The sequence below is a fragment of the Amycolatopsis sp. 2-15 genome (assembly GCF_030285625.1).
Taxonomy (GTDB): Bacteria; Actinomycetota; Actinomycetes; order Mycobacteriales; family Pseudonocardiaceae; genus Amycolatopsis; species Amycolatopsis carbonis.
This window is the reverse complement of record NZ_CP127294.1, coordinates 7,128,893-7,153,905: the sequence shown is the minus strand read 5'-3', so window position 1 is coordinate 7,153,905 and position 25,013 is coordinate 7,128,893. Positions and strand designations below refer to the sequence as shown.

Annotated in this window: 25 protein-coding genes and 1 pseudogene; 11 read left to right on the top strand and 15 right to left on the bottom strand. The window is 69.2% G+C overall.

Going from position 1 to position 25,013, the window contains the following annotated elements; genetic code table 11:
- Positions 1 to 14: 14 nt before the first annotated feature.
- Complete coding sequence (locus tag QRX50_RS35405) at positions 15 to 878, bottom strand: MFS transporter (RefSeq protein WP_285967452.1); 864 nt, start codon at positions 876 to 878, stop codon at positions 15 to 17.
- Positions 879 to 1,073: 195 nt separating this feature from the next.
- Here QRX50_RS35405 and QRX50_RS35400 point away from each other — a divergent pair, with 195 nt between their 5' ends.
- The 3 genes from QRX50_RS35400 (at position 1,074) to QRX50_RS35390 (ending at position 2,861) form a co-directional block, all read left to right on the top strand.
- Positions 1,074 to 1,169, top strand: coding sequence for a heme-binding protein (locus tag QRX50_RS35400; RefSeq protein WP_285967451.1), 96 nt, complete (start codon positions 1,074 to 1,076; stop codon positions 1,167 to 1,169).
- Between the two features lies 1 nt (position 1,170).
- A complete protein-coding gene (locus QRX50_RS50485; RefSeq protein WP_285974782.1) occupies positions 1,171 to 1,707 on the top strand; it encodes a hypothetical protein in 537 nt (178 codons plus the stop codon).
- 302 nt (positions 1,708 to 2,009) lie between these two features.
- Positions 2,010 to 2,861 (top strand): NmrA/HSCARG family protein, encoded by an 852-nt coding sequence (locus QRX50_RS35390; protein ID WP_285967450.1) that lies wholly within the window; start codon positions 2,010 to 2,012, stop codon positions 2,859 to 2,861.
- Between the two features lie 674 nt (positions 2,862 to 3,535).
- Here the strand turns inward: QRX50_RS35390 and QRX50_RS35385 are convergent.
- Positions 3,536 to 3,808 carry a TetR family transcriptional regulator gene (locus QRX50_RS35385; protein WP_285967449.1) on the bottom strand — a complete coding sequence of 91 codons (273 nt, stop codon included), beginning with the start codon at positions 3,806 to 3,808 and terminating at the stop codon, positions 3,536 to 3,538.
- A 144-nt stretch (positions 3,809 to 3,952) separates the two neighbouring features.
- Here QRX50_RS35385 and QRX50_RS35380 point away from each other — a divergent pair, with 144 nt between their 5' ends.
- Complete coding sequence (locus QRX50_RS35380) at positions 3,953 to 4,558, top strand: hypothetical protein (RefSeq protein WP_285967448.1); 606 nt, start codon at positions 3,953 to 3,955, stop codon at positions 4,556 to 4,558.
- 196 nt (positions 4,559 to 4,754) lie between these two features.
- On the opposite strand, the gene QRX50_RS35375 is transcribed toward QRX50_RS35380, so the two are convergent.
- Positions 4,755 to 5,045 (bottom strand): DUF732 domain-containing protein, encoded by a 291-nt coding sequence (locus QRX50_RS35375; RefSeq protein WP_285967447.1) that lies wholly within the window; start codon positions 5,043 to 5,045, stop codon positions 4,755 to 4,757.
- Positions 5,046 to 5,570: 525 nt separating this feature from the next.
- Here QRX50_RS35375 and QRX50_RS35370 point away from each other — a divergent pair.
- From QRX50_RS35370 to QRX50_RS35345, 6 genes are all read left to right on the top strand, one after another.
- Complete coding sequence (locus QRX50_RS35370) at positions 5,571 to 6,512, top strand: S41 family peptidase (protein ID WP_285967446.1); 942 nt, start codon at positions 5,571 to 5,573, stop codon at positions 6,510 to 6,512.
- A gap of 423 nt (positions 6,513 to 6,935) precedes the next feature.
- Positions 6,936 to 7,490 (top strand): TetR/AcrR family transcriptional regulator, encoded by a 555-nt coding sequence (locus QRX50_RS35365; RefSeq protein ID WP_285967445.1) that lies wholly within the window; start codon positions 6,936 to 6,938, stop codon positions 7,488 to 7,490.
- Between the two features lie 200 nt (positions 7,491 to 7,690).
- Complete coding sequence (locus QRX50_RS35360; RefSeq protein ID WP_434533173.1) at positions 7,691 to 8,887, top strand: cytochrome P450; 1,197 nt, start codon at positions 7,691 to 7,693, stop codon at positions 8,885 to 8,887.
- 20 nt (positions 8,888 to 8,907) lie between these two features.
- Complete coding sequence (locus QRX50_RS35355) at positions 8,908 to 9,105, top strand: ferredoxin (protein WP_285967444.1); 198 nt, start codon at positions 8,908 to 8,910, stop codon at positions 9,103 to 9,105.
- The gene (locus QRX50_RS35350; protein ID WP_285967443.1) at positions 9,102 to 10,271 is read left to right on the top strand and encodes an NAD(P)/FAD-dependent oxidoreductase; all 1,170 of its coding nucleotides are present in this window, start codon (positions 9,102 to 9,104) and stop codon (positions 10,269 to 10,271) included. Before QRX50_RS35355 ends, QRX50_RS35350 begins: the two co-directional genes overlap by 4 nt.
- 1,174 nt (positions 10,272 to 11,445) lie before the next feature.
- On the top strand, positions 11,446 to 11,799 hold the full coding sequence (locus QRX50_RS35345; RefSeq protein ID WP_285967442.1) for a hypothetical protein: 354 nt from the start codon (positions 11,446 to 11,448) through the stop codon (positions 11,797 to 11,799).
- Positions 11,800 to 11,920: 121 nt separating this feature from the next.
- Here the strand turns inward: QRX50_RS35345 and QRX50_RS35340 are convergent, their stop codons facing one another.
- From QRX50_RS35340 to QRX50_RS35330, 3 genes are all read right to left on the bottom strand, one after another.
- Entirely contained in the window at positions 11,921 to 12,085 is a 165-nt protein-coding gene (locus QRX50_RS35340) for an ATP-binding protein (RefSeq protein ID WP_285967441.1), read from the bottom strand.
- A 112-nt stretch (positions 12,086 to 12,197) separates the two neighbouring features.
- The gene (locus QRX50_RS35335; protein ID WP_285967440.1) at positions 12,198 to 12,332 is read right to left on the bottom strand and encodes a hypothetical protein; all 135 of its coding nucleotides are present in this window, start codon (positions 12,330 to 12,332) and stop codon (positions 12,198 to 12,200) included.
- A gap of 111 nt (positions 12,333 to 12,443) precedes the next feature.
- On the bottom strand, positions 12,444 to 12,836 hold the full coding sequence (locus tag QRX50_RS35330; protein ID WP_285967439.1) for an STAS domain-containing protein: 393 nt from the start codon (positions 12,834 to 12,836) through the stop codon (positions 12,444 to 12,446).
- 952 nt (positions 12,837 to 13,788) lie between these two features.
- Between QRX50_RS35330 and QRX50_RS35325 the strand changes: the two are divergent.
- Positions 13,789 to 14,462: pseudogene (locus QRX50_RS35325) on the top strand (metallopeptidase TldD-related protein).
- A gap of 537 nt (positions 14,463 to 14,999) precedes the next feature.
- On the opposite strand, the gene QRX50_RS35320 reads toward QRX50_RS35325, so the two are convergent.
- The 9 genes from QRX50_RS35320 to QRX50_RS35280 all read right to left on the bottom strand — a co-directional run bounded on the left by QRX50_RS35320 (position 15,000) and on the right by QRX50_RS35280 (position 24,965).
- Positions 15,000 to 15,218 (bottom strand): hypothetical protein, encoded by a 219-nt coding sequence (locus QRX50_RS35320; protein WP_285967437.1) that lies wholly within the window; start codon positions 15,216 to 15,218, stop codon positions 15,000 to 15,002.
- Positions 15,215 to 16,495, bottom strand: a complete 1,281-nt coding sequence (locus QRX50_RS35315; protein WP_285967436.1) for a hypothetical protein — start codon at positions 16,493 to 16,495, stop codon at positions 15,215 to 15,217. The genes QRX50_RS35320 and QRX50_RS35315 overlap by 4 nt, the downstream gene beginning before the upstream one ends.
- Positions 16,496 to 17,057: 562 nt before the next feature.
- A complete protein-coding gene (locus QRX50_RS35310; RefSeq protein ID WP_285967435.1) occupies positions 17,058 to 17,411 on the bottom strand; it encodes a hypothetical protein in 354 nt (117 codons plus the stop codon).
- Positions 17,402 to 19,582 (bottom strand): glycosyltransferase family 2 protein, encoded by a 2,181-nt coding sequence (locus QRX50_RS35305; protein WP_285967434.1) that lies wholly within the window; start codon positions 19,580 to 19,582, stop codon positions 17,402 to 17,404. The genes QRX50_RS35310 and QRX50_RS35305 overlap by 10 nt, the downstream gene beginning before the upstream one ends.
- Positions 19,582 to 20,403, bottom strand: a complete 822-nt coding sequence (locus tag QRX50_RS35300) for a glycosyltransferase family 2 protein (protein ID WP_285967433.1) — start codon at positions 20,401 to 20,403, stop codon at positions 19,582 to 19,584. Before QRX50_RS35300 ends, QRX50_RS35305 begins: the two co-directional genes overlap by 1 nt.
- A gap of 351 nt (positions 20,404 to 20,754) precedes the next feature.
- On the bottom strand, positions 20,755 to 22,029 hold the full coding sequence (locus QRX50_RS35295) for a hypothetical protein (protein ID WP_285967432.1): 1,275 nt from the start codon (positions 22,027 to 22,029) through the stop codon (positions 20,755 to 20,757).
- On the bottom strand, positions 22,026 to 22,844 hold the full coding sequence (locus QRX50_RS35290) for a polysaccharide deacetylase family protein (RefSeq protein WP_285967431.1): 819 nt from the start codon (positions 22,842 to 22,844) through the stop codon (positions 22,026 to 22,028). Before QRX50_RS35290 ends, QRX50_RS35295 begins: the two co-directional genes overlap by 4 nt.
- Positions 22,828 to 23,724, bottom strand: a complete 897-nt coding sequence (locus QRX50_RS35285; RefSeq protein ID WP_285967430.1) for an alkaline phosphatase family protein — start codon at positions 23,722 to 23,724, stop codon at positions 22,828 to 22,830. Before QRX50_RS35285 ends, QRX50_RS35290 begins: the two co-directional genes overlap by 17 nt.
- Positions 23,721 to 24,965, bottom strand: a complete 1,245-nt coding sequence (locus tag QRX50_RS35280; protein WP_285967429.1) for a polysaccharide biosynthesis protein — start codon at positions 24,963 to 24,965, stop codon at positions 23,721 to 23,723. The genes QRX50_RS35285 and QRX50_RS35280 overlap by 4 nt, the downstream gene beginning before the upstream one ends.
- Positions 24,966 to 25,013 lie beyond the last annotated feature (48 nt).

The following is a 25,013-nucleotide window of genomic DNA, read 5'->3' as shown; positions in this document are numbered from 1 at the left end:
TCTCCGAGCCGTATTCAGGTAGGTGGGGGCCGGACCCGCAGGGCCTCGGCGATCGATCGATGCGCGAGCACCTCGAGACCCTGCAGGTCGCGCCTGAGCTGCGCGACTGGGTGGAGGGCATGTGCTGCTTGACCGCGTTCGGCCCGCTCGATCAGTCCGCCGCGACCGAGCTCTTCCGGCTGTGGCCCCCACACCGCGACGTTCACGAACACCGCCACCGTCGAGTGCGCGGTGAACGCCAGGACGGCGAGCACGACCGACGTGCCGATCAGCACGAAAGTGAGCGTTGGCTTCGTGCCGAGCCGGTCGGCGAGCTTGCCGCCGGTGATGTTGCCTGCCGCGGTCGCGATGCCGAACACCACGAGCGCCACCTTCACCGCGCTCGTGCTGATGCCCGTGACCTCGGTCAGCAGCGGCGAGATGTAGGTGAAGACGACGAACGTCGCGCCCCATCCGATCGCGGTCAGCAGGTACATCGTCAGCAGCCGCGGGTTAGTGAGCAGCCGTGCCTGAGCGAGGAGACTCTCCGGTGGGGTGTGGGCGATCTCGGTCGGCAGCAGTGCTCGCAGCGCCATCAGGGCGACGAGTGCGGGCGCCGCGACGACGAGGAACGGCGCGCGCCAGCCCAGGCTTTCGCCGAGCCATGATCCGAGCGGCACGCCGAGCACCATCGCGATGGTGAGGCCGCCCATCATGACCGCGACGGCCTGGGACGACTTGCTGCGTGGCACGAGCGTCGACGCGACCGCGGCGCCGGTGCCGGTGCCGGTGCCGAAGAACACGCCGTGGGCGACTACTGTCGCGACCCGCGCGGCGAGCAGGATTTCGAAGTTCGGCGCGAACGCGGCCGCCACGTTCCCGAGCAGGAACACGATCATGGGGCCATCATCAGCCGCCGCCGGGCGAAGTGCCCGGTCAGCGCTGTGAACAGCGCGTACACGCTCACGAGCAGGCCGGCGGTCAGCCCTCGGTGGCGTGGCGCACCCATCCGGCGCCAGCTACACCGTCGAGCACACCAACGGCGGCCTGGTCACCTTCGGCGGCGGGGTCGTCGTGCGGACGACCGCGGCCGCGTGATCGGCGCCATCGGCGTATCCGGTGCGTCGGTCGAGGAGGACGAGCTCATCGCGCAGGCCGCGGTCACCCGCGCCGCGAAGGGAGGCGATTGACGTGCCTCGTGCTCTCTACGCGCTGGCCGCCTCCACGTTCGCGATCGGCACCACCGAGTTCGTGATCGTCGGCCTGATCCCAGGGGTGGCGCGCGATCTGCACGTCAGCCTCACGCCGTGTTTTCAGCTCCTAGGACCGTCCTTGTTGGACGATCCGGAGCAGGACCACGTCAGGGGAGCGCTGCAGCGGCAGCCCGCTGGTCCCGTTCCGCAGGTCACCGGGCCGGTGCTGGGTGATGATCTGGTAGCGATCTCCGGGAGGAGCGGCGAAGTGCTGCTCCATCACCTCTTGGATGGTTGTGGTGCCATGCCACTGGTCTCATCGACCTGCCCGAAGGCCGGAGTCCCGCTCAGCTGGAGACGATCGCCGACACGCTTGCGCACCAGCATGCCCTTGTACATCAGGAGCTGGATCGCCTGGGGCATCGTCGGCCGGGACACTCCCAGCGCCGTGGCCAGGGTGATCTCATCGCTGATCTTCGCTCCGGGTTCGAGTCTCCCACTGACGACGGCGGCCTCAAGTTGCTCGGCGACCTAGAAGTACAAGGGGATCGGGCTGGAGTGGTCCAGGGTGATGTCGACATCGATCGGCATAGGGGCAGTCTAGGTGGATCTCGTAGGACTGTCAGTAAGTAAGGACATACATCGGGCTTTGTCACCACCGCGCACCTGAGGTCTGTACAGGTTTGCGCGAGTCGGGCGTTGCGGGCCTGAGCTACCACCGCGAGCCTCCGTGCCTCAACGTCGGGCGGTTGTAAAGTGACCCCCCGGCGAGCCGCCCGAAAGGGAATGAGGCGCGCCACAGCGGTGAGTTGTTCCCGACCGACACAGAGGTGTGCGATGCCTGAGCGTCCGATTCTGGTGCTGACCGCCACCGGTGGGCAGGGGCGCGCCGTCACCACGGCGCTCCTGCACCGCGGCGCCGTGGTGCGCGCACTGGTGCGTGACCCCGGTCGTCCGGGCGCGCAGGCGCTGAGCCGGCGCGGCGTCGAAGTGGTCTCAGGCTTGCTCGAGGACGCCGATTCACTGACCGGCGCCATGCGTGGCGTGGCGGGCGTGTTCGCGTTGACGACCCCGTTCGAGTCGGGTCCGGAAGCTGAGGTGGGCCAGGGACGCGCGATCCTCGAGGCCGTGCGGGAGGCGGATGTGCCGCACCTCGTGTTCAGCTCTGTCGCCGGTGCCACTCAGCGGACCGGGGTACCGCATTTCGACAGCAAGGCGATCGTCGAGTCCGAGGTCCGTGCGAGCGGAGTTCCGTACACGATCCTGGGGCCCACGTATTTTTTCGACAACGCTCTCGGTAATCAGGAACGGATTCTCGCGGGATCACTCGACCTCCCGTTGCCGAGCGACCGGCCATTGCAGCAGCTCGCGCGCTCCGACCACGGCGCGTTCGCTGCCGAAGTGCTGCTGCACGCCGAGAAGTACGCGGGCCGGCGGATCGAGCTCGCCAGCGACGCCCCCACCCCGGCCGAGATGTCGCGCACGCTGAGCGACGCAATCGGCCGGGAGGTGCGCCACGATCGGTTTCCCGTTGAGTCCATCCGCAACCCGGACATGCATGCGATGTGGGAGTTTCTCAACGGACCGGGCTACCAGGTGGACATCACCACCCTGCACGCCGCCCACCCGGAGATCGGGTGGACTTCCTTTGCCTCGTGGGCTCGGCAGGTGTTCGGGTCCGCGTCGTGACTGTCGCCGCCTGGAGTGGACGGCGACACCTCACCTGCGCTGCGGCGGCCGGGCAGCGTTGCCTCGGGTACACAGCGCGGGTCCAGTTGTTCTTGTTGGCGGAATGGGCGGCGGAGAGGGTGATGGTGCCGGCACAGACGGCGTTCTTACAGCCCAGGGCCGAAATGGGCGGCGATGGTGGGCTCGGTTGGGCCAGAACGTGGTCGACAATGTCCCCGACGTCGCCAGGCCCGGCCCGCTAAGCCACATCCAACCGTCGTCGGGGGCTCAGGCGGATGGTGCACGAAGTGGTGGCAGATCTGAGGGCGTGTTTGAGATCTTGGTCGGCGTAGCCGGCCCACCGAACTCGCCGCCTTCGACACCACGGGGCGGATGGCCCAGGAAGGTAACAGGTTCCGGCTTCCGTTCGGAAGCGTCGGAAACCTGAGTGCTCCCCACTGGTCTCAGGCTGGGGCCAGGAGCAGGTTCACGTCTTCGCGGTCGTCGAGTCTCGAAGCAGTCCGGTGCGGTCGCGGATCGCTTCGAGGGCTGCCGCGGCGTGTGACGAGAACGGTTCCGCATGATCGCCGGCGTTGATCCATACGCGGAGGCCAACGCTGAATGCCAGGATCAGCATCTCGGCGGCGAGGCGCGCGGTCAGCTCATCGACGCCGCGGTCGTGGCCCGTGCGATCTTCAGCAGCCCCCGCTCCAGCACGTCATGTTCGCGTCGGCAATCCGGCGCCGCTGAAGCGCTCTGGGGCGCTGATCACTGTCATCCTCGCGTCCGCCGCGTGTAAGGCGGACAGAAGACAGGTGGGCACATCGACTTCCGCCGTGCGGAGCGGATCGCGTCGGAGAACAGGATGGCGAGCTCGTCCTCTCGACCAAAGAGGATCGCGCGCTGTCGGCGAAGTGCCGGAAGAAGGTCGCGCGGTTCAGGCCCGCGCGCTCGGCGATCTGCGCCACCGTCGTGTTCTCGTATCCCTGAGATGAGAACAGCCGGGTGGTGCTCGACGGCGAACTGTGCGCGTACCGGGACGGCCGACTGGACTTCGCGGCGCTCAGCTACGGCCCGCCCGGCGCCACGGGGAGGGCGTCACCATCGTCTTCATGGCCTTCAACCTGCCGGGCGCCCGAGGCCGGGACCTCCGGATGTGGCCGCTGTCCCGCCGGCGGGCACGGCTCGCCGAGGTGATCGGCACGGGCGGCACCGGCGGGCAGCTGATGCCCTCGACGCTCGACGTCGAGGTGGGCCGCGCGTGGATCAGCGCGGACCAGACCGCCGTTGGGGTCGAAGGAGCCGTGGCGAAACCGCTGAACAGCCGATACCCCGTGCGAGGTGGCCGCGCGGGCTGGGTGAAGGTGCGCTACTTCGACGACATTGACGCTGTGGTGCTCGGCGTGACCGGCAGACCGTCCCGGCCGACGGCGCTCGTGCTCGGCCAGGCCGACCGGCGCGGCCGGGTGCGCGCAGTCGGGCTGTCGACGACGCTGTCCAGAGCGGCGCTCATGTCGCTGGCCGGGAGACTCCGGCTCGCCGACGGCGGCCCCCAACGGGCGTCCGGGATCGTCGCCGGCCTCCCCGGCAGCGAAGACTTCACGTTCTGGCCGGTCGAGCCCGGCGTCGTCGTCGAGGCGCGCGCGGACCGGGCGTTCGAACTCGGCCGATACCGCCACCGCCTGTCCGTCGTTCGTGTTCGGGATTTATTCGAGTAGATGCCACATTGATGCACTCGGTGGTCAACCGAGTCTTCTCTGGTCAGGGTGGGTGCCGGGGAGTGCCGGCGGTTGGCCGCAGCGGGCCGCGATGCTGATCAGCACCCATGCCCGCCATGCCCGAATCAGATGAATCGATGTTGTGTTGGATGCAATGTCGTGGAGGGGGTAAATGTGCCGGGCGCTCTTGCGTGTTCTACGGCTTGCAGATCCCGCTCGCCTCGATCGTCGCGACGATCTTCTCGGCCTTCGCCTGGTCGACCGATGCGTCGGCGCCGAAGCGCGAGGCCGCGTTCTTGACCACGGTCGCGTGGTCCTTGCCCTGCGCGAGGTCCTCGCACACGTTCCGCCCATTGTCGATCGCGCGATTCGCGTGCCCGACGACGAGCGCAGGGTCGATCTGGTGCAGCAGCGCCGCGAGGTAGGTCCGCTCCACCGGCGCCACCGGATTCACCGAGTCGTCCGGCAGCGGAGCTGCAGGCGCCACCGGAACCAACGACGGGACGTTCCGCGGCGGAGCAGCGGGTGCCACCGGTGCCGGTGCAGGCTGCCGGCTACCGCAGCCGGCGAGAAGGACGAGAGCACCGAAGATCACGAGCAGTTTGCGCACGGTCGCTACAGCGTGACTCCGCGCCTTCGCGTTACGGAAAGGATGCGTTCGCCCCCTGTGCGGACCGCACGGGCACGGCGGACCCCGCCGCGTGCCGGTGAGCACGCGCTCGACAACCTGCAGAACCAACGAAGGGTGGGCCCTTCTCCGTCCTCTGACAGCAACTCCGGGCCAGACTGGAGTTGATCAATGGGTGCCACGATGGGTGCGAAACGGCGTCGCCTGCATCCAAAGCAGCCACGACAGACACGGGTTTGGTCAGCGTGGCCAGCGCTGGACGGCTTCAGGGTAACGGGCCACCGCTTTTGCAAGGCGGTGGTCGGGGCAACCTGAACCCGGCGTGCAGACCGGTCCTGATGGCAGGATGGTGTCCCTGGGGGTGGGCGAATGCGTCGGTGGTCGGTGCTCGTTGTCGTGCTGTTGATGGTCGGGGCCGGGCTGGCCACTTCGGCGCCGGTGCGGTCGACGCCGCAGACGTATCTTATTGGGGCGCTGAACCTGCTGCGGCTGCATTCGATGGACCGGGACCGGGTGGACTGGCCGAGAGCGGAGGCGGAGGCCGTGCGTCGGGCGGCGGATGTCACGGCGCCGGCAGGGACGTATTCGATGATCCGGGAGGTGATCGCCGAGCTCGGGAACCCGCATACGAGGCTGGTTGGTCCGGCGAGTGCGCGGGCGCCGTTGCCGGAGTCGATCGACGTGCCGCGGAGTCATGCGTCGCATGGTGTGGCCGTCGTGAGAGTGCCCGGATTCGTCGCTGATCCGGCGGGGGAGCGACGGTATGTCGCGGCGGGAGTGGCAGCGCTTCAGGCGGTCGAGGGGCAGGCGACGTGCGGCTGGGTCGTCGACCTGCGCGACAACATCGGCGGCAATATGTGGCCGATGCTCACCGTGCTGGCGCCGCTGCTCGGTGACGGCGTGGTGGGCTCGTTCAGCGGTCCCGGAGTCGCTCCTGTGACATGGTCGGTGCGCGACGGCCGGGCAGTCCGCGGCGGATCGGCGCCCGCCGCGGAGACCAACCCGGTGCGGCTGACCCGGCCGCGACCACCGATCGCCGTGCTCACCTCGAAGCTCACCTCGAGCTCGGGCGAGGCCACACTGGTGGCGTTCCGGGGCATGCCGGGCGTCGAGACCTTCGGCGCGCCTACCGGGGGCGCCGCGACCGGCAACGAGGTCTTTGATCTGAGCGATGGTGCGCAGCTGCTCATCACGACCGTCGTCGACGTCGACCGCACCGGACGGATCTACGGGAACGTGCCGATCGAGCCGGATCACTCGGTACCGCCGGCCGACGCGGAGGCTGTGGCCGCGCAATGGGTGCGCGCGCAGGGTGGCTGCGGCTAGTTCGCAGTCACAGCGAACCGAGGTCAGTCGTCGTGGATGGCAGCAGAGGCGCGGACAGCTTCAGTCCGCAGCGCTCGCGTACAAACGATCAGCAGTCGATCTCGCCAGACGACGAACGAGACTGTCGCGAGCGCGGTGGTGATCTTGGTCCACAGTCTGGTCCACGAACTGCTGCCCACCGATGCCAGGCACGCCCAGTTTGGCGTAACTGCTGCCTGCTGCGACCAGGCGTTCCATGTATCCCCAGGTCAGCGTTAGAACTACGGATCAGAAGGCCAGACTTGGTTCCTAGTGAGCCGATCGCGTGCGGTGACGTAGTTCGGTGTCCCGCTGCAATACGGCATGAACGACAATGTTCCGATGCCGAACACGACGGACGAGACTGGGCAACGTTCCCGCAACCGTTGGGGCGAAGGAAGCCGGTTGCGCACGGAGATCCTGGACGCTGCCGGCCGTCTGCTCTCCGAGCTCGACGGCGAGGACGCGCTCACCATCCGTGGCGTAGCCAGAGCGGTGGGCATCGCTCCGGCCAGCATCTACCAGCACTTCGCAGACCGGACCGAGCTCGTACACGGTCTGCTCGAGCACGAGTTCGAGCGGTTGCAGGTGCTGCTGGAGAAAGCAGATGCCCAGGCTGATCCCGAGGACATGATCGGCCGTGTCCGCGCGCAGGTGTTTGCTTACGGTGACTTCGCGACGACGCACCCCGGCCACTACCGGTTGCTGCTCAGTGCTATCTCGCGGCACGCACCGGAGAACCCGCCGGAACCTCTGATGAAGATCCTCTCGATGTTCGCCACGGCCTTCGACCGGTGCCGGCAAGCCGGGTACCGGGTGCGGCTGCCCGCCGACCGTTGCGCCGTGATGGTCGTGGTCAGCACGCACGGTTTGGTCGCACTGGCGCAGCCCCGTGCCGCAACCGTCCCCGACCGGCTGCGCCAGAACATCGAGGACCTGCTGACGCTGATCTTGGGCTAGCGGGCACCCCCTGCCTCCGCACCCATCCTGACCTGCTTGAAGTCTCGCCGTTCACTCAAGGTCGACCGACCGTGGCGCCCTCCGTCTCCGCGGCCGGTGTGGCGTGAACGACAAAAAGGTTACCTTCTCATCGAAGTTGCCTAACACTTGTTCAGTAAGTCACCGAACAATCATTTGGTAACTCGGCGTGAGGAGTTTCGTTGCCCGAGACACAGACACTCTCGTACCCGATGACACGGGGTTGTCCCTTCGATCCGCCGCCGGAGCTGACGAAGCTGCGGGAGGAAGATCCGGTCACCCGCGTCCGGCTCTGGGACGGCAGCACGCCTTGGCTTGTCACCCGCTACGACGACGTGCGGGAGATCCTGCTCGACCCCCGGATCAGCTCCGACACGAGCCGGCCCGGCTACCCGCATCCCAGCGCTGCGACGGCGACGCGCCGGATGCACTTCATCAACATGGACAACCCGGACCACGACCGGCACCGGCGACTGCTGACCCGGTACTTCGCCGTGAAGCGCTTGGAGGGCCTGCGCCCGCGCATCCAGCACATCGTCGACGAGCTGATCGACCAGATGCTGGCCGGGCCGACGCCCGTGGATCTGGTGGAGGCGTTCGCGCTGCCGCTGCCGTCGCTGGTGATCTGCGAACTGCTCGGCGTCCCGTACGCGGACCGGGACTTGTTCCACCGCACCAGCAAGACCATCGTGTCGCGGCATGCCACGCCCGAGGAGATGCAGGCAGCGACCACAGAGCTGCACGAGTACCTGGGCGACCTCGTCGAGTCGAAGGGCGTCGACCCGGGTGAGGACGTGTTCAGCCGGCTCGCCGTCGAGCAGCTGCGCACCGGGCAGATGTCCCGCGACGAAATCGCGGACATGGGCCTGCTCCTGCTGGTGGCCGGCCATGAGACGACCGCGAACATGATCGCTCTGGGCACCCTGGCCCTGCTGCGCCATCCGGAACAGCTCGCCGAGGTGCGCGCCGCCGACGACCCTGCGTTGATCGCGGGCACGGTCGAAGAACTGTTGCGGTACCTGACGATCCCCCATCTCGGGCGGCGGCGCGTCGCGCTCGAGGACGTCGAGATCGGGGGGCAGACGATTCGGGCAGGCGAAGGAGTCATCGTGGCGACCGACGTTGCCAACCGTGACCCTGAGGTGTTCGACGAGCCGGACCGGTTCGACGTTCACCGCAACGCGCGCCACCACGTCGCCTTCGGGTACGGGATCCATCAGTGCCTGGGCCAGCCGCTGGCCCGGGTCGAGCTCCAGATCGTGTACGGCACGCTGTACCGGCGGATTCCCACTCTCGCTCTGGCGCAGCCGTTCGAGGAAGTCGAGTTCAAACACGAAATGTTGGCCTACGGCGTGCACCGGCTGCCGGTCACCTGGTGACAGTGGAAGAGGGAGAACCGATGAAGATCGTCCTTGACCAGGACAAGTGTGTGGCCTCCGGGCAGTGCGTCCTCGCCGCGCCGGACGTGTTCGACCAGCGCGACGACGACGGCATCGCGGTGCTGCTGAGAGAGCATCCGGTCGCCGGGGAAGAGGAGTCCGTGCGGGAGGCCGGGCGCATCTGCCCGGCCGCGGCGATCCGGGTCGAAGAAGCGTGAGCACCCGCCTGGAGCACGTCGTCGTCGTGGGTGCCGGTGCCGCCGGACTGACCACCGTGGACACCCTGCGGCGGGAGGGCTTTCCCGGTCGGATCACGGTGGTGGGTGCCGAGCCGCACCGGCCCTACGATCGTCCGCCATTGTCCAAGCAGATCCTCAGCGGTCAATGGGAACCCGACCGGCTGGCCCTGCGCCCGGACGAGGACTTCGCAGCCCTTGACGCCGAGTGGCTGCTCGGCACACCCGCCGCGGCACTGGACGTGACCGGGCGGAAGGTGACGCTGGCCGACGGCCGGGTGCTCGGCTACGACGGGCTGGTCATCGCCACAGGCGTGAGTCCGCGCCGGCTGCCGGTCGGCCACGACCTCGACGGCGTACACGTCCTGCACACCGTCGACGACGCGCTCGCGCTTCGCACGGCGCTCGGCGTGGGCACCAGGCTGGTCGTGGTCGGCGCGGGTTTCCTCGGCTGTGAAACGGCGGCGGTGGCCAGCGAACTCGGCCTCGAGGTGACGCTGGTCGACCCACAGCTCGCGCCGATGACCCGGCAGTTAGGTCCGGACGTCGCGGCCCTGATCGCTGATCTCCACATACGCCATGGAGTCCAGCTGCGAACCGGTACCGGGGTCGTCGGCTTCGCCGCCGACGGCGGCCGGGTCACCGGCGTGGACCTCGACGACGGCACCCGCCAACCGGCCGACGCGGTCATGGTCGCGATCGGTTCTCGTCCGGTCACCGGTTGGCTGGCGGACAGCGGACTGAGCGTGGGTGACGGGGTGGACTGCGACCAGGACTGCCAGGCCGCGCCCGGTGTCGTCGTGGCCGGCGATGTCGCCAACCGGCTCGAGCCAGGCACCGGTCGCCGGGTCCGGGTCGAGCACCGGATGAACGCCACCGAGCAGGGTACGACCGCCGCCCGCAGCCTGCTCGGCCGCGAATCTCGCCCACCCGGGGTGCCCTATTTCTGGACCGACCAGTACGACGCCAAGGTCCAGGTCTACGGCCACCCGGAGCCAGCGGCACGATTTACGGTCGATTCGGGCGATCCGGCGACAAACCGCTTCACCGCCGTGTACCAGCGCGACGGCCAGATCGTCGCAGGGCTCGCGTGGAACTCTCCGCGCGAAGGGCGGGCGTTGCGCCAGCGGGTACTCGACGGCGCCTGACCTGGCTGTGGTTGGCGGCCCGGAACACGGATCCTCAAGGCGGAGTATTCGCCCGGATGGGCCGGGACCGGTGACGGAAACACGAATCGGAGCTCTTGCGTTTTTGTCGCCGGCCCCGGGCTTCGGCCCAGGGTGGCCCGCGGCGTACTGAGCTGTCGCGGACGGATCGGACGTCGGAGTGGTCCAGGGCCGCCGCCAGTCCTTCCCTGGGCCACCGTCCATTCGCCACCGTCTCCTCGCAGCACAAGGGTTCGACGTTCGCCGAGGCTGTCCCCTCGGACTAGCCGGGTCCGCCGGGTGGGCATGGCTCGCTCGACGAAGTTGATCAATGAAAGTCATGATGACTGCGAACATGCGGCGGGCATGGCATCAGAGCCAGTCCAGACAACCACCGGATCAGCCTGACCAGGAGCGGACGTCGGAGTTGGTGTTGACCACCGCTTTGCAAGGCGGTGTGCGACATTGTGCCCGCGCTGCGGGCGCGGAAGCGCCTGGTCAACAATAGGCCGATCTGCGAGCGAGCCCAGCTCTTCGGCACAGGGTTTCCATGCCTCCTCAATGCGGCCCCTGCGGGGCCGCGCCGCTGTCGGCCGGCACGCGCGGGGCCCGCCTCCGACACACACGCGACCGGCCGGCGGGTGCGCCAGGGAGCCGACGACAAGAAAAAAGAACATGTCCTCGCCGGACGGGCAGGTCTCCGAGAAGGTCGAGAAGCGCAGGCACGTTGCGTTCGTGAGTGACCTGTCGCCATCTCGCCGACCTCCCCGAGGACTATCATGCCGTGTCAAGGCGGCAGTTCAGCCGGCAGCTCCGGACTGCATGAAGGCGCCCCTTGACACGGCGCGATCGGGCTACGCCAGGTCGACGAGATGGCGAAGACGTCACCCACTTGGAGCTGGTCAATTACCGAGGCATGGCTCAGACTGGCCAGCTCGCGCCGGACGCACCGCGCTGGCCTGACCCGTGCCGTGTGCGCGATCGAAAACGGTGGTCATCCCCCTTTCGACCATCCGCCACCGTTGCGACGCTGTGGCCACCCGCGTCTATATCGGTTTGGAACACACCACGGTTGTCTCGTAACGGCCCCGCGCCACGCGCGATGTGACTCGAGCGCGACACGACGGCGCCGGGTTCGCCGGACCGCGCTCGCTAAACCCGATGCGGAGGAACCTGAGTGGCTCGACGACGAAACAACCCGGCCGCGGCCGGCTGCGTCGTTACACTGCTGATCATCGCCGGTGTCGGCGCGTTGGTGAGCGCGATAGCGGGGATCGTCGGCGCGCACCCGGTCGTCTCGACGATTGTCATCGTCGTCGTTGTCGCGGTGGTCGTCTTCGGCATGGTGCAGTGGCGGCGAGCGCGCCAGCGAGAGGAGCAGGAGGCTTGGCAGCTCAACGTCGCTCGATCACAGGCCGCGGCGCGCACACGCTGTAGGCGAGGCTCCCCGAATGGCCTATTCCTGTGCTGGTCGGCGTGGCAGCGTAGGGACATGAAGCCGACCTTTACTGGCGCCTCGGGACGCTCCTGACTGCAGGCCGGAGTCAGCGACCTCCGCCCCGACCGGTCTCTGGATCGTCGAGGACGGCGAACCTCCAGGCGGCGCGGCGGGAGAAGGCGGACACCTAACTGCTGTGGTGGTGGCGGGTGAGTTACCAGGTCATGGTGATGGTGGTGCCGTGGTCGGTGGGGGTGATTTCGGCGTGGTCGGCCAGGAGATGGATCAGCGGCAGGCCACGGCCGCGGCGAGGGTCGGGCGCGGGCTGGGGCCGCCACTGGCCGTGGTCGGTGACGGTGACGGTGACGGTGACCTGCACGGTCTGCTCGTCGTGGCGGGCGTGCAGGTCGAGCGTGCCGGTGGTGCCGTCGGGTGGGCATGTTCGGCGGCGTTGACGAGTGCTTCGTGGACAGCGAGCTCGAGGTCGGCGATCAGCTCGCTGGTAGCCCGCGGGCGCGGGCCCAGTCGGTGAGTGCGTGGCGCAGCGCGGAGACCTCAAGCGGCCGGGCCGGTTGGTGCAGGCGCAGCGCAGGCGCGGGGTCGTCGGGGTCGCTGGCCGAGCACATCGTGCGGGTGCTCCTGGTTCTCCGCTGCCGTGCGGACCGGCGGTGGGGCATGCCGAGGTGTACCCGTTCGTGCCGCGGATACGCGTGCCGCACACTCAGCCGTGCGGGTGGTCATCGCAGGCGTGCGGTGAGAGCGTCCTCGGCGGTCTCGTAGTAGTCGAAGTAGTGGTCCATCCCGAGCATGCTCAGGGTGCGTCGGACCCGGCGGGGAACCACAAGCCGGATGACGGTGCGGTCGCCGGCGGTGAGGACGGCGTCGACCAGGACGCTGATGGCGACCGAGGAAAAGAACACCGTCTCGGTCAGGTCCAGCACAAGCGTGCTGGGTTTCTCGGCGAGGGCGTGGTGCACGGTCTCCCGCAACCGGGGGCTGGTGACCGCGTCGAACTCACCGCAGGCGGCGATCACCACGTCCTCGCCGGTATGTCGCAGGGCGACCTCGGCCGCAGGCGTGGCGCTGACACGCTCGACGTGGTCGGCGGATACGGGGTCGGAAGGCTGCATCCTCGCCATCCTCCTGGTCGCGGCCGGCAACCGCAGCGCCGCTGTAGTCACCGCAGAGCAGCTGACCGTGGTGCTCTGTCCACGCCCCACTCCTCGGGAGCCTGTCGGGGGAGCCGCAGCGCCGCGGCGGAGTACCGCGAACCCACCTAGCAGGAATGGGCCGACTTCCAGCAGCACTTCCAGCTGCGCAGGCTTGAACTGGGCGATTGCGGCCGACCCTACGGCACACCCTGTCGCCGACGGACCGTTCCTGTCCGCCAAGGGCATGGCCTGGTTCTGGGACGCCTACATCCCGCAGGAGGACAGCGCGCGCCGCAAGGAGGTCTTCGCTTCCCCGCTGCAGGCCACCCTCGACGACCTCAAAGGCCTGCCGTGGAGACCACGCAGATCGCGCCGACGATCCTGCGGATGCTGCACCTCGACCCGAGGTCGCTCGCTGCGGTGCGCGAGGAAGGCACCCGCGTACTCCCCGGAGCCGACCAGCGGTGATCTCGCCCGTCCACGCCGCGGCTCCCCGCCGCGGCGTGGACGGATCGGCTCAGGCGCACCGGCACAACCGAAGTAACTACATTGATGTAAATTTACTATCTGTCTGGAGAAATTGCGGAAGACGAGCGTGTGGTGATCGTGTCCGCCCGGGTCGGCGCCGGGCACGACGGCGCGGCGCGGGAGATCGCGCGGCGCCTGGGGGAGCGGGGCGTGCGCGCCGATCGCGTCGACTTCCTCGACCTGTTGCCGGGCCGGCTGGGACAGACGCTGTGCGGCGCCTACCACCGGCAGCTGCAGGTCGCCCCGCGCAGCTGGGGCTGGCTGCTCGAGGCGCTCGGCTCCCCGGCGTTGGCGGCGGGCGCCCGGCGGCTCTCGGCGCTGGCGGCCGCGGGCCTCGCCGACGTGGTGGGAGACGACGCGCAGATCGTCGTGTCGATTTACCCGCTCGCCACGCACGCGGTTCGTGCCGCGTTGTCTCCGCCGGCAGGCGACCATTCCGCTGCTCGCGACGTACGGCTATGCCGCGCTCGGCGCCGCCGGTTTCGCGGAGAACCGGACCGCGGTGGCCGGTCGACTCGGCATGCCCGTCACCAGCGACCTGATCACCGTGGTGGACGACGGAACCGATCCCGAAGGCCTGCCCAGCGGTTTCGACGTGAAGGGCAGTCCCCGCGTGCGCACCCCGCTCGTAACGAAGGGGACCTCGCCGGCGTGGTCTCGAACCTCGAGCGCGCCGGAGTGACCGGCGGCGTCTCGACCGGGCACGGCGTGCCGTTCGGCTGGCGCTTCGGCGCCGATCCCGCACCGTCCCACCTGCTCATGGCCGCCAGAGAAAGCTCGGACGAGGACCTGCTGACGGGCTGCGGCGAAGGCCTCGTCGTCAGCTGGCTCGACTACCTGCGAGTGCTGCACCCCAAGGACACACTCGTCACCGGCACCACGCGCGGCGCGACGTATTGGGTGAGCGGCGGCAACATCGTCGCCTGGCACCCACCGGTTCGGCTCACTTTCCGCATGGACGAGGTCCTCGACCACATCCTTGCCGTCGGCGCCGAACGAGAACGCGGCGAACAGACGTTCATGGAGAGCATCACCGCGCCCGCCCTGCTCGTCGATGCGGGACCGTTCCGCATCTGATCGATCCCTCGGCAGTCCACGCCACTCGGCGCCCGGCTGTGCTGACGCGCGCCGAGGCACCGAGTGGCGGCTGGAGGCCACCGGCGCCGACGGTTTCCGGATCGATGACGAATGTGACGTCGCGCCCCCATCGACACCGATGCTGGCCTGACAAGCGAGTCTCGGTGAAGTGCCGCACGATCGGTTGTCAACCGGAGGACTCCCAGCTCGGCGCTACGACTGTGCCGGTGCGGCGGTACTACTCGATTGCGTCCAGCGCGGGCGCTCATGAGTGGCCGTGGGTCACTCTTGTTGCGGCTCAGGCTTCCGGCGACGTCAGCCGCGTGACCCGAGTCGGTGAAGAATTTTCGCCAGGAGGCCCGGCGTGTGGAAGCGGCGGCACCCGCCAGGCGGGCAGAGTGCACATTCGGTTCCGCCACGCAGATGGGTGTGCGCATCGCGATGGTGACCGCAACGGCACTGGTCGCGCCCTCCGGTGGGGATACTGATGGCGACCCTCCAGAAATCCCGGGTTGACCGCAAGCATAGCCCACTCGTTCACAGCACCGTGTTGACGACGCGGAACACGACCGCGGCGATGACGAGCGCGGTGACGACCACGCCGGCCCCGTCGAGCCGGCGCACGAGCGGTGTTCGGGTGTGTGGCCTGCCGTGCCTTCCTGCGGCCCGTTCCGTCAGCACCGTGCGCGCGAAGACGATCGCACCGAATGCGACTGCCAGCGCAACGGTGAGGAGCACCAGCAACGCGTCGTTCATCGCCCCTCTCCTCCTCCGGTGCGGGCCAGCAGCCGGCTGCCACCTTCGTCGAATACCACGCGGTACTTCCCGTAGCGGACTAGATCCGCGACGAGGCGGTCGGTCCAGCCGGCCCGGAGCCCGTAGTAGATCTGCCCGTAGTTGTCCTGCGAGGGAATGACCACCAGGTAGTCCGGCGCCGTTTCCTGTACGCAGTCGGTCACCTGGATGTAGCGCGGGCAGGTGTCTTCGATCGACGTTTGCGACACCACCCCGATCTTGTCGAAGCCCAGCGGTGTGGCGTCGGCGCTGAGCCCGCTGATCGTCTGGCCGGGCTTGGCCAGCCGGTAGGCGTCCGCCACTGCGGCGACGTCGCTGCGGGTGTAGCTGAGGTAGGCGTCGCCGCCGCCTCGGGCGGTGATCGTCGCCAGGCCCAGCAACGTCAGCACGAGCCCGACGACCACGGGCCCGGCCTGGGGGAACCGGTGAGCCACCCGCGTCGTCGTGGCCAGCGGTCCCGGCGCAGCTCGCGCGCCGAGCGCCGCGTCGAGCCCACCCGCGGCGAGCAGGGCGGCGAACGGCAGCGCGAACAGGTAGCAGCGGACGAAGACCTCGCCGCCGTAGGACTGGAGCACGGCCATCGCCAGGGGGGCGGCCGCGAGCACCACCAAGGGCAGAGAGTGCAGGCCCCGGCGGTGCCGCACCCACCAGCCGCCCAGCGCCAGAGCGCCGACGGCCCCGGTCAGCGCCACGCGCACGATCAGGATGGCCGTCCGTCCCGCGTCGCCGGTGAACCGGCCGGTGATGCCCTGGTCCACCGAGGAAGTCACTTGCCCGATGTCGCCGACCACCATGTGCAGCTGGCCCTGCCAGAAATCCTTGGCGCCCAGCGAGAACCACACCAGCGCGGGTACCAGGACCAGCCACGGTAGCCAGCCCGGCCAGAGCCGCCGGGTCAGCGCCATGACGAGAAGTAGTCCCGCCAGCACGAAAGGCGTCAGCTGGTGAGTGGGTGCTAGCGCCAGCGCGAAGATCAGGATCAGCCCGTGTACGGCCAAGCGTTCGCGCGGCAGGTTCGCCGGCGGCAGGCGGCGGCCCGGCCGGGACCGCACCGGGTGGGCAAGGCCGGGGCGCACCAGGTACCGGACGGTCAGCGCCAGCGCGGCGAGCATGATCAGGTAGCCGGCGGCCTGGGGCGACAGGTAGTCCTGCTCGGTCCACTCGGCCAGCAGGAAGATCCAGGTCGCAAGCCATCCGGCGCGCCCGTTGCCGAAGACCGCGGCGGCGAGTGCTCGCATCCCCAGCACCGCGGCACCGGCGAAGAACACCGGCGCCCACTGCAGGAGGGGGAGGCGTCCGGTTGGCCGCTCGCCTTGGTCAGGAACGCGGTCAAGGAGAAGAACCCTGGCCACGAGAACCGCGCGTCGTAGCCCTGCAGCGCGTGCCCGTTCTCGGCGATGTAGCGCGCGAAACCGGTGTGCAGCCAGGACACCGTCAGCCGGGCCGTCTGTTCGGTCGCCGGCTGCAGCCCGTAGACGAGCACCACGCCCAGCGTGGTGACGCACGCCAGCACCCGCGGACGCGGACGCCGCCGGACCAGTTCGAGCACCACCGCCGCGACGAGTACGGGGTAGGACGCCAGCAGTACCGGCGACAGGGCGGTGATCAAACCGAGGCTGCCGAGCTGTGTCGGCAGAACCGGACGCAGCCCCATCAGCCACAGCAACGCGGCAAGGAGGGCGAGCAGGGGACTCAGCGCGTCGCGCCCCTGCCACCAGGGGCTGCCTGGGACGGATTCTTGCGTCGGCGTTTCGAGGTCCTTGGACCGCCTGAACCCGGGAAGCGCCAAGGCAAGTCTCGTCACCGCGCCGCCCCTGCGGTGCGGGGCGCGATGAGCTGCCACAGCAGCGCCAAGAACGTGGCCACCGCGACCATGACGAAGCCCACCTTCGGGTGCCACCAGTGGGTCGAGACCATGATCTGTGCGATCAGCAACGTCCCCGACAGGCCGATCGCGATCGCGGTGATCCACTCCGCGGCGCGGGTGGCGAGCCGCACGTGGGCGACCACTGCCCACCCCGGTGCCAGGAGCACGAACGCGACGTCCAGGTACAGCCGCACTTCGCTGGTCACGCGGAAGGCCGCCAGCAGCAGCACGGTCGTGGTCAGGCCGAGCAGGACCGCGGCCACCGCTCGCCGCTCGTTCAGGGGCATCGCGACCACCTGCACCGCGCGCGCCAGGCGCTGCGCGCGAGCGCAGCCGGCCCCCAGGCCAGGCCGGTGAGCTGCTCCAGCAGCAGCCGTGCGCCCGGTCCGGCCGAACCATCGTCTCGTGGCGAGGATCGCGCGAGCAGGATCCGGCGGACACGGCTCGGCACCACCGCGGCGATCGCCCCGGCGTCCCCGGGCCGGTGCAGCAGGTGGCGGACGAACATCGCCGACAACCCGATGCTGTAGGCGTGCAAGTGATCGCGCAGCTCCGCCCATTCCGCGCTGTGCTCGTGCCACGCCACCGCGTGCGGCGTGTAGACGATGGAGCCACCGGCGCGCGCGAGCCGCAGGAACAGTTCGAGATCCTCGCCGGCGCGGGTGGGCGTACCCGGGCCGAGCAGTGGATCGAACCCGCCCAGGCCGGCCAGGGTGGAGCGGCGCCAGAGCGCGCAGCCGCCGGGACCGAACTGCCCGGGTGTGAACGGGTTCTGCGAGCCGCCGCCGGATAGGTCCGGACCGAACACTTGGCGGCGCACGCCTCGGCCGAAACCCTTCAGCTGCTCGAACTTCCGCTGGGCGGGAGTGTCCAGTGAGGTCGGCAGAACCAGGCTGGTCGCGCAGTCGACGGTCTCGTCGGCGAGTTCGGCCACCAGGTTGGCGAGCCACCACCGGTCGACCTCGATGTCGTCGTCGACGAAGGCGACCAGCGGCCCACACGCCTCGGCCAGGCCGGTGTTGCGGGCTCGGCTGACACCGGGCTCGGCTTCGGCGAGGTACCGGGTCCGCGGGTCGCCCGAGGCGAGTTCGACCAGCGCGGCGGCTGCGGCCGCGTGCGGCCGGTTGTCGACCAGCAGAACTTCCAGGTCCGGGTAGTCGGTCGCCAGCAACGATTTCACGCACCGGCGGACCTTGTCGGCGCGGTCGGCCGTTGGTACCACGACGCTCACCTTCGGGGTCCACGAGCCCGGTTCGGGCCGCGTTGGCGGAGCGGCGAGGCGAAGGTCCTCGGAATTCACGCGCGTACCGGTGACGGGCAACCGGAGCAGGTCCAGCGCCCAGCGCCCGTCACGCACGAGCACCTGCGCGTCGCGGTAGACGATCCCGGGGTTCGCGGGAACAGGCAGTGCCTCCGGCCCGTGGCGGATGTCGAGTTCGGTGACCGCCGTCGCGGGCGCGGTGACGGCGGGTTCGGCGGCGGAAGGTACCGAACTGCTTCGTCGTCGGGCCGACTCGCGCAGGTAGCCCCCGGCCGTGGCCAGGAGCGCGGTGGCGATCGCGATGATGGCCTTGCTCGCGTTGGCCGGTCGTCCCCGTGCGGCCTGGACCAGCTCGTGTCCCACGGCGGCCGGGAGCACGCGGGCGACGTAGCGGCGCTCGACGGCGAGCGCGGGTCCGGTACCGGCCAGCCGGCTCACTGCGGCTTTGGAGACTCCTTCGGACCAGCTGCGGCGGCGCAGGTAAGACCAGGTCAGCCGGTCCACGCTGACTTGGTGGGTCACGGTCGCGCGCGGTTCGAACAGGATGCGGGCCCGGGGCAACTGCCGGTGGGCGCGGATGCACAACTCGGTTTCCTCGCACCCTAGGGGAAGCGTGCCCACCCGGCCCACTCGGGTGGAGAAGCCGCCGATCGCGTCGAACACGGTGCGGCGAAAGGACATGGTGCAGCCCATGACGTTGCGCACCTCTGCGAGTGCGGTGGGCAGGCCGGTGTAGGTGCACCCCGCCACCCAGTCCAGCACTCCGGTGGCCGGCAGCCAGGCGGGACGGCCGGACCCCGTCGGCCACTGTGGACGAGCCGCGCCACCCACGGCGACGACATCCGGATCCGCGTATGGCGCCAGCAAGTGCGCCAGCCAGCCGGGCAGGGCTGCGGCGTCGTCGTCGAGGAAGGCGATGACGTCTCCGACGCTGTGGTCGATCCCGGTGTTCCGGGCACCGGACAGGCCGCGTGGTCCTTCGTTGTCGAGAATTCTGATTCCGGGCAGTTCGGCGCGAGCGCGGCGCGCCAGTTCGGGGTTGTGATCGACCACCAGCAGCACTTCCAGCGGCGCCGGGGTCTGTCCGGCGGCTGAGGCAAGGGCGGCGCGGATCGTGTGCCACCGAGCGGTCGTGTAAGCGCAGACGACGACCGACGTCGCCGGTGCGCGCTCGCGGTCTTCCCCCGAAAAGGCCATCACGCGATCTCCTGCGCGGTCAAGTCTCCGGTACCTGACAGGCCCGATCTCTTCCGAGCTCGGTACCTCCGGTGTTCCGCGAAGATGGTGCGAAGGATCCGGAGGCCGTCGGCGAACGTACGCAGGTTGGTCTCGCCGAATATTCGGGTCCGTTCGAAGCTGGGTACCTCGGCGACCTTCAGCCCCGCTGCGACCACTCGGCAGTTCAGCACGGTCTCGATCTCGAACCCGTCACCCCAGAAGCCTCCCGAAGCGAGGGCGGGCACGGTGGTCGGTGGCAACTTGAGCTGGGGCACGATGTCTCGCCAGAACGCGTTGTAGCCGTAGCAGAGATCCGTGAAGCTCGTCTGGTAAAGGGCATTGGTCAACCCGTTCAGCGCGGCGTTACCGGCTCGGCGCAACGCGGTGATGTCGTCGCTGCCACCGTGCCGGTGGAACCGGGTCCCCTTCGCGAAGTCGGCGCCCCGAACCAAGGTCTCCACGAAGGCGGGAATCTCCGCCGGATCGGCTGACCCGTCGGCGTCGAACATCACGATGATGTCCCCGCAGGCAGCCTCGAAACCACACGCCAGTGCGTTTCCTTTCCCGCGCCGGGTCTGCGTCAGCGTCACGATCGAGGGCAGCACCTTGCGCGCGACCTCGACGGTCTGGTCCACCGAATGCCCGTCCACCAGCACAACCTCGTTGACTTCGGGCAGTTCCGGAAGGATCACCTCCAGATTGCGTGCCTCGTTGCGCGCGGGAATCACAATGCTGATCTTCGGATTCGCGCACCGTTCCATCGAACGCTCCTCTTCTCGATTCATTCTGCGCTGATCCATTGCGTTAAGTTGCCCCAGATTTAAGGTGATATACGGGTGTCGTACACCGATTGGTGACCGTTACGGTGAAAAAGAAATGGCGGCCGGGAGTGGTGACGATTAACGGGAAGCGCGAGCGGCTCATGCGACGATCACGGTGCCCTGGCGGGCACGAGAGCTTCGCAGGTCAGGTTGCATATTTCGGAGTCCTGATCGGACTTTGTGCTGGCGGCAATCCCAGACCGTGCGCCGGTAGCCACGCGCCGTGTGGGCAAACGGTGCTGATATGCCCGAATCGTCAAAGCTTGAACGTTATGCGGCCGTAACATCGAGCCTGGCAATTTTTCAACCTCGTGCGCCGGCCGTGGGCGATCAGCGGCGAGGAGTGATCAGTATTCCATATGCCGGCAAGGGCGTGCTTTGTCCCGGTGGGATCAATTCGCCGGCGGTGAGGTTGACGGTGAGCACTTCCCGGTCCGCGATGATCTTGAGAACTGTGCCGGCCGGCAAATAGTCGATCGTGGTCCGGGTGTCGACGTTGGCCGCGAGCCAGGTCCAGGCCGCAGAGAGGGGCAGCAGCGCGGCAGCGGAGTTCGCCGTGGGCGTCGTCCACAATGCCGCGCTAGGCACGTCGGCCGAAGCCTGTGGCTGCCACAGCAGCAGCCGGGCGGCCCCGCCGCGCAGCGCCTGGGCGACAGCGGCCACGCTCAATGCGGCCGGCGCCGGGCTTTCCTGCGACCACTGTGGTCCGCCGGGCTGCGTGGGGTAGAACTCCGCCCACCACACCGGCAGGCCGACCCGGACTCGAAGCCAGCTGCTGACCGCGCCGAACATCGCCGTCGCGCGGAACGCGTCGGTGGTGAGACCGGCGTCCCGGGTGCCGCTCGACCCGTCCACGACAAGGAAATCGGCGCCGTGCTTGTGCGTGTTCCAGTAGTCGATCACGTCGAGCGCGCGCTGGTCGACCACACCCCACGGACCGGACAGAGCCGAGGGCGCCGGGGTGCCCGCTGCCGACCAGGTGTCGAGAACCACGTACGGTCCACCGACCAGTGCATCCGGGCGCACTTTCTTCACGGCGTCGTAGATCATGTTGTACAGCTCGGTGTAGGCCTCGTAGTCCCAGCGGTTCGCGGCCTCGTCGTACAAGCCTTTCAGCTCGCTCCACACCTGGAAGTACCGCACCTGCGGATAGCGCGCCGCCGCGGCGGCGGCGAGTGCGGCGAAGTCCCCGTAGTGCGCACGGGTGGGTGCGGTGTTCAGGCGGCTCCAGTCGGTGGTGCCGGCTGGACCGCCCTTCATCCAGTCCGGCGCGCCGGCGAGGGTGAGGACGGGTACGCCGCGGGTCTGCCTGATCAGGTTCATCCGCTGGTCCAAGGAGGACCAGTCGAACACCGCCGGCGAGGGTTCGGGGTTGTCCGCACCCCAGCCCATCAGATATTGGTTCTGGAGCATCGGGTGGCGGGCGAGGGTCGTGGTCGCGGCGACCACCTGCCCCGCGGGGTAGTCGTCCGCGCTTTCCTGGGTGTGGGTCACCCCCACGATGGGTTCCGGAGCCGGGACCCCATTGCGCGAAGCGGGGGAGCAGCCGGTCAGCACCGCGGCGAGCAGAACCGCGACCACTCCGGCGATCCGGGCGCGGTTCATCGGAGGAACCACGGCACGGTCCGGGCTTCGCCCGTGGCCAGGACGTCGGACAGGGAGCGTCCCCGAAGCCCGCGTTCGTCGAGGCCGGCCAGCACCCGCCGGACCAGGTCACCGCGATCGAACGCGGGCCGTGGACCGTCGTCCGCACCGTCTTCGGGCCCCGCGTGCCCGTCGTGGGCCAGTAGCACCGCACCGGGTCCGAGCCCACGCAACGCCTGCGCGGCGAGGAGTTCGGGCGGGCGGTCGAGCCAGTCCCAGGCGCAGGGGCCCCAGAGGACGGACGTGAGTCCCTGCCGGCGGGCCGCGCGCCACACCACCGGCGTCTGGGCACCGTAGGGAGGTCGAAACCAGCGGATCTGGGTGCCGAGGAGGTCCTCGAGCTCTGCCGTGGCGGAGGCGAGCAGCGTGCGCACGACGGCGGATGGTAGCCGCGACAGCCTCTGGTGATCCATCCCGTGCAGGCCGATCTCGTGGCCGCCCGCCAGCACGTCGCGCACCAGCGAGCGGTGCCGCCGGGCGCGGTCGACGAGCACGAAGAACGTCGCCGTCGCGGCGTGGTCCGACAACACCGAGAGCACGCGGTCGGTCCCCCCGGGTTCAGGCCCGTCGTCGAACGTCAGGACGACTTCCGGTGCCTGCGTGCGGACGGCGACGAGCGACCCGATGGGACGGGCCAGCGGCCCGGCGAGAGCGAGCGCGCGCCGGCGCGCTGCGGCGAGAGCGCCCCCGGCTTCGGGGATCGCCCATTTCCGATTCCGCTGTGGACGGTCGCGACGGTCGCCGCGCCCGTTCCCCGGGTCAGGGACGCCAGACATCGCTGATCGGTTTCGTGTCGGCGGCGTGGCCCAGTGCGGGCAAGCCGTACATGGCTTCCAGCGTCCGCAGCAACCGGTAGTGGTTCACCGGCTCCGCGTACGTGCCCGGCCGGATCATCGGACCGGTCAGGCTCAGCGGTATCCCGTTCGTCGCCGAGGTGTCTTCGGCCTCGTCGAACGTCACCACGAGCAGGCCGTTGTGCGTGGCGGCCCAGCTCGCATATGCGCTCAGGTGCGCCCGGAGCCAGGCATCGGCAGTTACGGTGTCGCAGTCGTGCATGTTGTGGCACATGTTCGGGATCACGAACGACACGGCGGGCAGTCTTGTGTAGTCCGGTCCGAACGCGGTGAACGGCCGGTTCACCGCGGCGGGGACCGTGGTGAAGTCCACCCAGGGTGCGTGCCAGCGCACGTAGTCGCCGGATCGGCAGCCGGGGTAGCCGGGATCGGGCAGGTCTTCGGCGAACGCCCCGAAGCTGTAATCCGCGTCGATCAGCTGGCGAGCCAGGTTCGGACCGGGGAACGTGTGCGGGCAGGAGTCGTCGGTGACGCCCTGGGGGTCGCCGGAGAACAGCGCGAGGTAGTTCGGCTGACTCGGGTGAGTGATGGCGGTGGCGTCGGTGAAGCGGGCGCCCGCGGCGGCGAGCTCGTTGAGGTACGGCGCCTGGCTGTTGCTTGACACCTGCTCGGTCCCGTGGTTCTCCAACACCACCACGACCACGTGGCTGGGCCGCGGCACGGCTGCGTTCGCCCCGGTGGCGGTGTCGGGTGCAGTGGTCGGACTCGCCGTGGGCGGACCGTCCGATGTGGAGGGTGCGCACGCGGCCGCGAACGTCGCCGCGAGGAACACGCACGTCGCGACCCGGCCGCGGGCGCTCATCCGAGGGCCTCTTTCGGTCGAGTCGTCTGGTTTCGCCATCGCCACAGCACACCGACGGCGCCGATGGCCACCAGACATTGCACGATCAGGAAGCCCACGCCGACTAGATTCAGGTGCGTTATGGGAACCACGGCGACCACGCCGATCACCCCGAGCGCGCTGCTGCCTTCGAGCGCGGCGACCAGCCCTCCGCGTCCGTGAGCGATACCCGTCGCGACCACCAGGGTGATGAGCAGTCTCGGCAGGCAGCCGAGCATGACCAGGCGCAGCAACCACGCGCCCTGGTCAGCGTAGGCCTGGCCGAACACTGACAGCAGCGGGTGCGCGAACGCGACCGCGAGGAGCAGCGCCGGGATGAAGACCATCGCGAGTTTGCGGCATCCGATTCCGAAGAGTTCGCGGGTGCGGTGGGGTTCGTGCGCGATCCGCACGATGATCGACTGGGAAAAGCTGATCGCGGCGTAGTCCACGGTGTTCCCGGCCATCCACACCAGGAAGAAAACCGCGCCCGTCGCTGGGCCGAACCGGCCGATCACCAGCAACGGCACAAGGTCCGTCAGCACGCCGCCGGTCACCTTCGCCGGATACGTCGGCGCGAGCAGCCGCAGCACCTCGCGCCGGTCCGGGAGGACCGGGGTCCGCTGCGCCAGGGAGGGCTCCGGTTCGCGGGTGAGCACCCGGTAGAGCACGACGGAGATCACCGCCACGCCCGCGACGGCCGGGAGGATCCAGGAGAGCAGGATGCCGGTGGCGCCGAGTGCCGGTCCGGCGAGTGCCAGGATGCCGACGCGCGCCAGGCCGATCGTGGCGTTCTCGTAGGGCACCCAGCGGGCCCGGCCCAGCGAGACCAGCACGGCGTCCTGGAACTGGAACAGCGCCCAGGCCACTGCGGCGAACAAGAACGCGGCGGCGCTGAACTCGGGAAGGCTCTCAGTGATCTCGTCGCCGGTGGGTAGCAGGAGCACGGCAACCGCCGCCACCACGGAACCGGCGAGCACGAGGCCGTAGCAGCGGGCGATGAGCCCGGTGCGGCGGACACCGGCGCGGGGAACCCAGCGCATCAGGGCGGCGGCCAGCCCCAGGTCGCCGAGGCCGGCCACCAGGAGGAATCCGGACACGAATGCGGAGGCGTGGCCGACCTCGTCCTGGGGCAGCAGGCGGGCGGCCACGACCCACGCCGCGACGCCGACGAGTGAGGTCAGCACGGCGCCCACGACCAGCGACGCGCCGTCGCGGACCATGGTCTGCTCGGAGTTGCGGCCGGCTCTCCGCCTCGCCCAGGCGCTTGA